Genomic DNA, 8,354 nt, shown 5'->3' on the forward strand with positions numbered 1-8,354 from the left:
AGGAGACCTCGCCATATCCAATCTACCAAGAGAAGAAAAATTTTCATCTCTTTGTCAATCCTCTTATTTCAAGGAGAGGTAATTATTCATTATTCATTGTTGAAAGCGCTTTTCACTCTTGATGAACCACATCTTCACATATCAAATCTTGTAGGGACGTTTCATAGAACGTCCCTATAGTGTACTAACTAAATAGAACAACTTAAACCACCTGATTTTTGACTAAAACGAGCATTCTCTCGATAATCAATAGGACAATCAATTACAGCCGGAACATCTTGAGCAAGAGCCTCTTTCAGAGTAGGAATTAAATCAGTAGCAGACTCAACTCGATAACCTTTCAAACCAAAACTTTCAGCAAACTTAACAAAATCTGGATTGCCAAACTTAATAAAAGACGACTGACCAAAATGGTCTTCCTGCTTCCATTCAATCAAACCATAACCACCATCATTAAAAATTAAAGTTACAAAAGCAGTACCTACTCGTAAAGCAGTTTCCAACTCTTGACAATTCATCATAAACCCACCATCCCCTGTTGCAGCTATTACCTTACGGTCAGGATGAACTAATTTAGCAGCGATCGCTCCAGGAATAGCAATACCCATTGCGGCAAATCCATTAGAAATCAAACAAGTATTAGGACGGTCACAATGATAATGTCTAGCAATCCACATTTTATGGGCACCAACATCAGAGATAACAATATCTTCTGGCCCCATTACTTGACGTAAATCATAAATTAGTTTTTGAGGCTTAATTGGAAAGTCATTATCTTGACTGTACACCTCATATTCAGAGCGAAGATTTTTTCTAATTTCTGATACAGTAGGACTTACTTGATTCATTCGGTCAGAGCGTCGTAAAATTTCATTCAAAGAATCTGAAATATCTCCGACTATTTCAGCAATAGGAATATAACTACTATCAATTTCTGCTGGTGCTCCTGCAATATGAATAATAGGAATTTGACCTTGAGGATTCCATTTTTTCGGAGAATATTCTATCAAGTCATAACCAACTGCAATAACTAAATCTGTTTGGTCAAAAGCACAACTAATATAATCTCGTTGTTGTAATCCTGTTGTCCATAAAGATAGAGGATGAGTATAAGGAATTGCACCTTTACCCATAAAGGTATTAGCAACAGGAATATTTAATTGTGTGGCAAATTCTATTAAAGCTTCACTTGCATTAGCCCGAATCGCTCCATTTCCGACTAAAATTACAGGATTTTTAGCTTTAGAAATTGCTACTGCTGCTTCAGTCATACTTTGATAAGCAGAATAAGATTTTTCTCGTTTATCACGATTCAAAGGTTGCCCTTCTACAGACATGGCCGCGATATTTTCTGGTAAATCAATATGGACTGCACCTGGTTTTTCTTGTTGAGCTACTTTAAATGCTTTGCGTAGAATTTCTGGTGTATTACTAGGGCGAACAATTTGAGCATTCCATTTAGTTACTGGCTCGAACATTGCCACCAAATCTAAATACTGGTGAGATTCAATGTGCATTCGATCTGTACCAACTTGACCTGTAATTGCTACTAAAGGTGCGCCATCTAAATTAGCATCAGCAACACCTGTCATTAAATTAGTAGCTCCAGGGCCTAATGTTGATAAACAAACTCCTGCTTTTCCTGTTAAACGACCATAGACATCTGCCATAAAAGCGGCACCTTGTTCATGTCGGGTAGTTATAAATTGAATTGGGGAATCTTTGAGAGCTTCTAAGATATTCAGATTCTCTTCTCCAGGGAGTCCAAATACATATTTGACGCCTTCATTTTCGAGGCATTTTACCAATAATTCTGCAGTATTCATTTCTATTTTTCTCCTCTAGTTAAAGGTGTTAGAAAACTAAATCGAAGATTAAAACTTTAAATTGAGGTGGTTTACCTGTACAGCGAAAGATAATTTCGACTATTTGTCTAAAATTATAGGCTGAAATGTAATGCTGAATTTTAAAATACAAGTTATATGAGTGATTCTTTTTTTATTTTCTTGATTCAGGATGAATTAAACTTCTATTTAACTTTTTTTCTCAAGTAATTAAGTACTGAGTGAAATACATTTAACATTGAGTTAAAGCTGGCAAAACGGAGTAAAAAATATACTTGAGTGGCAGATGTAAAAATTATTTTTCCTGCCTACAGTTAGGTAGCATCTCACAGGATGCTTTCAAGGTTTTTATAAAAACGCGCATTTTTGCTACACTTTCTTAAGAGCAGAAAGTAGTAAAAATATTTGAATGCAAGGTCTGTAAATATTAGATGAATAATGAATAACATACCTTTACTTCATACAAATAATTTAATTGCTCAAAACATTAATCAATCATTATTATTACTTAATAACTGAAGTTTTTCGTAAGTATAGCATTATTTTTACGAATTGCTCTTAGTGGATAAAAACAAATTGTCTAATCAAGGATATGATTGGCTAGAATAATTTTTTTCTCCTTTGAAGGAGAAGCTTTATACCCTATCTTGAGTATTTTTGACCGCCAAAAATATTCGTGATCTTCTTGTTTTTCAATAGTATAAGACCCAAGTTTAAAAGCAACATTATCTTTAAATTAGAGTGTAAAAGTAACTCTGAAAATAATAAAAATCATTAAATATTCAGCCCTCAATTCAACTTCTAGGATTGAGAAATATCAAATCTAACGTATGACAATATTTTAAGTAATTGCTATAAATCCTAAAAGCTATTGAATAGGTAGAATAAATTATATTCATTTAACTTTAGATTGAGACAAAGCTTTCTTGCTCTGAAGAAGCTTCAGAGGAAAAAACGTCTCATTTTTAAGTTAAACGACTATAACTTTACCAAGGGCCAGATACTTAATCATTTAATCCAAACTGTCTTAATATTGACAAATTCTAGAATTCCTTCTTTGCTAAGTTCTCGACCATAGCCAGAACGTTTAATCCCACCAAAAGGCAGACGCGGGTCAGACTTGACTAAACCATTGATAAAAACTGCACCTGCTTCTAGTTCTGATATTAACCTATCTGCCTGGGCTGTATCTGTAGTCCATGCACTTGCACCTAACCCGAAGGGGGTATTGTTGGCCAACTCTATTGCTTCATCAATATTAGCAACCCGAAATATTAAGGCAACAGGACCAAAAAATTCCTCTTCATAAGCAGGAGAATTTACTGGAATCTCCGCCAGAATAGTAGGAGGGTAAAAATTTCCGGGACTGTCAGATAAAAGATGACCTCCTGTTAGAACTTTTGCTCCTTTCTCAACAGAAGCTTCTACTTGAGCATTTAACTCTTGAAGAATAGATGGAGTTGCCAACGGACCAATATCAGTATCTAGCAACATAGGGTCTCCTACCTTTAAAGCCTCAAATTTTTCTACTAGGCGCTGTTGAAATTCTTCAGCAATGGTTTCTGCCAAGATGAAGCGTTTGGCTGCAATACAAGATTGGCCATTATTCAACATTCGAGCTGTAACTGCAGTAGATACAGCTTGCTCTAAATTAGCACTTTCTAATACTATAAATGGGTCGCTACCTCCCAATTCCAAAACAGTTTTTTTGATTGATTTACCTGCTATTGCTGCTAAAGCCATTCCTGCTGGTTCACTTCCAGTTAAAGTTCCTGCTTTTACTCGGTCATCTGCCATAATGCTTGCTACTTTATCGGAACCTATCAATAGGGTTTGAAATGCTCCTTCTGGGAAAGCTGCTTCTTTAAATATTTCTTCAATGGCCAAAGCACATTGGGGAACATTAGAGGCGTGTTTCAATAAACCTACATTTCCTGCCATTAAAGCTGGTGCAGCAAATCTGAAAACTTGCCAAAAGGGAAAATTCCAAGGCATGACAGCTAGCACTGGGCCTAATGGTTGATAACGGACAAAGGATTTACTTGCATCAGTTTGTGCTGGTACATCAGCGAGAAATTTTGCTGCATTTTCTGCATAGTAGCGACAGACTAAGGCACATTTTTTAGCTTCGGCGATCGCCCCACTCACAGTTTTACCCATTTCCAGGGTCATTATATTTGCAAATTTTTCAGCATTTTTCTCTAATATATCGGCTGCTGCTAATAGCCATTCCCCACGTTTAGTCATGGGAATTTGACGATATTGGTGGAAAGTTGTTATTGCTAACTCTAGTTTTGTTTCAATCTCTGCATCTGTGATTGGTTCAAAAGTTTTTATTGTTTCTCCTGTTGCTGGATTAATTGTAGCAATCGCCATTAAATTTTTCTCCTAAATTTAAATTTAAAATTACTTTTACTTTTTCAATTTAGTCACAAGTCATTAATATTAATACATCTTGTGATAATAGTGTTTTTGACAATAACTTTTTTTTCTTGCTGCTGTAGATCCTTAGATAGTTTAACTTCTTCGTTTCTTTACTCCTGGATGTTAATTTAATCTTGGTTTAGCTTTCTACTTCATCATACTTGCTTACACTAGCCAAAACATTTAATTCTTAACTATCTTTTACAATCATTTAACTATAGAAAAAAATATGGAATGATAATTAAATAATATCCAAAGTTTTTATCTATGATTATTTCACTGAAATACTTATGTGTAGAAAATCTAGAAGTTAATAAATCCTCATTCCTATTTACTCATAAATTAGGAGAAAATCATGGTGCTTAACAGGAGTAAATCATTAAGTATTTCTGTGTTTATCTACAGTAAACTCCGATCAAAATATTATTCTATGCAACTTAGAAACAAATTTGGTATTATGCATTTTTCCATTATCAGCTCCAGCATATTATAATGCGGTACTCTAGTGCAGGATAATCAAATAACTAACCAGTTAAAAAAGGTTCAAAAGCTTGTATAATAACCTTTCTTCCCTTCAGCATAGCTGCTATCCTAGATAACTAAAGCCTCCAGCATAGCTGCCTTTTTGCGCCACTACGCGGAAGTTAAAAGCGAGTAATTGGCGAGGTTTCCTACGGGGCGTATAGAAGCCATTTTAAGGTGCCTAATAACTATAAGGGAAAAATCATGAAAAATTACTACCAGAATCATCAAACCCAGATGGGTGTTGGACTTGTAACTTGTTAAATAGACCCCAAATGGGTTCTATAAAGTGTGGAAATATTTCCGCTTATATTTTTAGCTTATTAATTAAATCATAGATAAAAGTTTGCCAATGAAATTTAGTATCATAATTACAACTTATAATCGCTTAGAGTTATTAAAGCGGGCAATTCATTCAGCATTAGAACAAACAGTTGAATGTGAAATCATAGTAGTTGATGACTGTTCAGTAGACGGTACAAAAAACTATGTCAATAGCTTAGGAGATCGCGTCATTTACTATTGTACTTCTTCCAACCAAGGCCATGCAGCGACAATGAATTTAGGCGTACAAAATGCTCAGGGAGATTGGATAAAACCTTTAGATGATGATGACTACATAGCATCTAATTGTATAGAGGAAATGACTAAAGCAATTACTCTTCATTCTCAAGCAGTAATTCTTTCTTGTCAGGCAGCACAAGTTGATTTTCATCAGGTAGAAATTAGTCGTACTTATAAAACAGGACCTGGATCAGCATTTTATATTCTTCAAGAAGATATTCACTATGGAATGTTACTAGAATTACTGCCATTTGGTACTCCTATTCAAGTTGCTTTTCGTAGGGATGCTTTTTTAGAATCTGGAGGATGGGATACTAATTTAAGGAGTTGCGATGATATTGATTCTTGGATTAGAATTGCTGAGTTTGGTGATGCTATTTTTATCAACAAATGTTTAGTTTATCGTACTATTTGGATAGGGGGATATGACAGAAAAATTTCCCTTGAAAAACGCTGTAATACTAATATTTTGATGAAAGAAAAAATTTATAATAAAGTTAATGAAAAGTATTCTAATATAATCCCAGATATTGAAGATATACGGCAATATATGAATCTACATTGGGGTATAATCGCTCTCAAACAAAAACAATTATTAACAGCTATAAATATGTTATTACCAGCAGTTTTTTATCTGAAAGCTTGGCAAATTTTTTTAGCAGTTACTATTGCTAGAAAATTCAAAAAAAACAATCAACAATTAAGTAAAAAAGTTTTGATTAATTGATTTTAAGATTTAGATAGTAACCAATATAAAAAATAGTATTTGTTGATTTTATATTTGTTTAATATCTTCCCTAATCTTAAAGCTATCTTAAACCCCACGTTTTACACGACAAGCATACTACAAAAGTATTTTTTACGAATAAGATGGATTACAGCTTCTTTTATTAAGAAAAACTGGCAATAGTCTGTATAATATGTATTTTTATTTATAAACTTTATGGTTATTGCTAGACAAGCTTTTCAGCGCCTAGATTTATTTACTACATTTTGACGTGCGGAATGTAAGTTAAATCTATGATGAACAACTGCCAGAGATTAGTGAAGCTCTGATTTACAATGCAATGATTAGATTAATGTTACGAAAGCTTAGTACTAAAAAATCTGGCTGTTCTTAAGATTTGTTTTACAAACAGTCTCTTATACCTGATACCAAATCCAGTTATGAAAAGCGAATTTGTCCAAACGCTTCTAACCCTTATGCCTTATGCCTTCTGCCTTACCCTAACAATAAACTTACCATGTAAACCGGATTTGGTATAAACTTACCCTTTGACAAAACGGCACAATGCATACTGTACAAGAGATATGTTGGATTTTCTATCTACATTTACTGGGTACAATCTTATTCAACCGTTAGCGCAGCTCCCCGGAGAGGTTACATGATGTAATCTATTCCCTACTGGAAAAAATACCCCTTTCTCGTAATTGCTGCATAAAATACTCTTCTAAACTAAGCCTTTCTATATTCATTTTCATTAGTGTAGCTTTCATTAATCCCACACTAACTAAAAATTCTTTGGGGTCTCCTTGCAAATGACCTTGCCAAAAATTATGCTCAAATTCTAAATCAGGTATCCATTGTTTAAGAATCTTCAGATTACCACTTTTACCCTTGACATAATAACTTTCATTAGTTCCTAATACTTCATCTAAAGTACCAATACAAATTAATTCTCCCTCTGCAAGAATAGCAATGCGATCGCATATTTTCTCCACATCAGACAAAACATGACTATTAAAAAAAATAGTCTTACCTTGTTTTTTGAGTGAAATAATAATTTCTCTGATTTGATAACGCCCCATTGGATCTAAACCTGACATTGGTTCATCCAAAAATACTAACTCAGGGTCATTAATCAAAGTTTGTGCCATACCAACTCTTTGCAACATTCCTTTAGAATATTGACGTAATTGCTTTCTGATAGCCGTTGATTTAGATAACCCAACTAGGTCTAGTAATTCTGGAATTCTTTGTTTTTGTATTGATTTTGGTATTTGAAATAATCCTGCCACAAATTCTAGAAATTCCCATCCAGTTAAATATTCGTAAAAGTAAGGATTTTCTGGCAAGTAACCAATTTTTTCTTTAATTACTCGATCGCCTATTGGCTCTCCTAATAAAACTCCCGATCCAGATGTAGGGCGTACAATTCCTAATAAAGTTTTAAGTAGGGTAGTTTTACCTGCACCATTTTGTCCCAAAAGTCCAAAAGTTTCTCCTTGATAAACTGTCAAAGTACAGCTTTTAAGAGATTCTATTTTTTGATTCATCCAAAAACCAGTGCGGTAAAATTTACCTAAATTAGTAGTTTCTATCACTGGCAATTTTTCTGGTGTCTTTGCTTCAGTGGGAAAATCGACAGCAGATTCCATAAAGATTCAGCTTATATATTTCATATTTTATTTTTTATCATAAACTGAATCAGGACTTCAGCAGGAGAACCTGAAAACTTGGTTTTTTCATAAATTTCTATGTTGAAAAACTATAACGTTATAGTTAACCCACATTCTGCAAAAGTAAGAAAATAGGCTCAAATCATAGATGGACAGAGGTTTTTACGTCGAAAAAGCATAAATCCTGAATTACCAAAGGTTCTAGCCATTTTTAAGGCTTTGACGTAATTCCCTTGTCTAGACTGACTTTGACGCATTAGACATCTCCAAAAATCAAAAAGACAATCAATTCTTATCCATAAATTATCAATTGTTCTTCCCTGCCTGTTCCCTGTCCCCTCTTTTCTGGAGATGTCTATTTTTCTTGCCAAAAAATGTCTAAGTACCAATAAAGCCAAATTCTGGGAAACTTTAATTTTTTGAAGAATTTAGATGAAGATTTGATATACTAAGCTGTTTGATTTGAGCTAACCTTTGTGTGAAATTTTCCATCAAACAAATCAAAAAAAAACCCTCACAAATGGAGGGCTTTTTTATTAATTAAGATTAAATCAATCAACTAGTAATTAACCATTGATAGAAGGAGCTTCTACAGCAGCT

General features: G+C 33.9%; 4 protein-coding genes. 1 reads left to right on the plus strand and 3 read right to left on the minus strand.

Annotation, left to right across the window (positions count from 1 at the left end; translation table 11 throughout):
• Window positions 1-188: 188 nt before the first annotated feature.
• Together AC3DU7_RS18450 and AC3DU7_RS18455 are read right to left on the minus strand one after the other, a co-directional pair.
• A complete protein-coding gene (locus tag AC3DU7_RS18450; RefSeq protein ID WP_488040777.1) occupies window positions 189-1,826 on the minus strand; it encodes an acetolactate synthase large subunit in 1,638 nt (545 codons plus the stop codon).
• Window positions 1,827-2,852: 1,026 nt separating this feature from the next.
• The gene (locus tag AC3DU7_RS18455; RefSeq protein ID WP_488040778.1) at window positions 2,853-4,220 is read right to left on the minus strand and encodes an NAD-dependent succinate-semialdehyde dehydrogenase; all 1,368 of its coding nucleotides are present in this window, start codon (window positions 4,218-4,220) and stop codon (window positions 2,853-2,855) included.
• A 922-nt stretch (window positions 4,221-5,142) separates the two neighbouring features.
• Here AC3DU7_RS18455 and AC3DU7_RS18460 point away from each other — a divergent pair.
• Window positions 5,143-6,081 (plus strand): glycosyltransferase family 2 protein, encoded by a 939-nt coding sequence (locus tag AC3DU7_RS18460; protein ID WP_488040779.1) that lies wholly within the window; start codon window positions 5,143-5,145, stop codon window positions 6,079-6,081.
• 668 nt (window positions 6,082-6,749) lie between these two features.
• Here AC3DU7_RS18460 and AC3DU7_RS18465 read toward each other — a convergent pair.
• Window positions 6,750-7,733: an ABC transporter ATP-binding protein gene (locus tag AC3DU7_RS18465; protein ID WP_488040780.1), complete on the minus strand. Its 984-nt coding sequence runs from the start codon at window positions 7,731-7,733 to the stop codon at window positions 6,750-6,752.
• Window positions 7,734-8,354 lie beyond the last annotated feature (621 nt).

Source organism: Okeania sp. (assembly GCF_983059655.1).

What these genes read in the sequence shown, in the direction of transcription:
- AC3DU7_RS18460 (WP_488040779.1), top strand. Translation starts at nt 5,143, where the DNA reads ATGAAATTTAGTATCATAATTACAACTTATAATCGCTTAGAGTTATTA.
- AC3DU7_RS18455 (WP_488040778.1), bottom strand. Translation starts at nt 4,220, where the DNA reads ATGGCGATTGCTACAATTAATCCAGCAACAGGAGAAACAATAAAAACT.
- AC3DU7_RS18465 (WP_488040780.1), bottom strand. Translation starts at nt 7,733, where the DNA reads ATGGAATCTGCTGTCGATTTTCCCACTGAAGCAAAGACACCAGAAAAA.
- AC3DU7_RS18450 (WP_488040777.1), bottom strand. Translation starts at nt 1,826, where the DNA reads ATGAATACTGCAGAATTATTGGTAAAATGCCTCGAAAATGAAGGCGTC.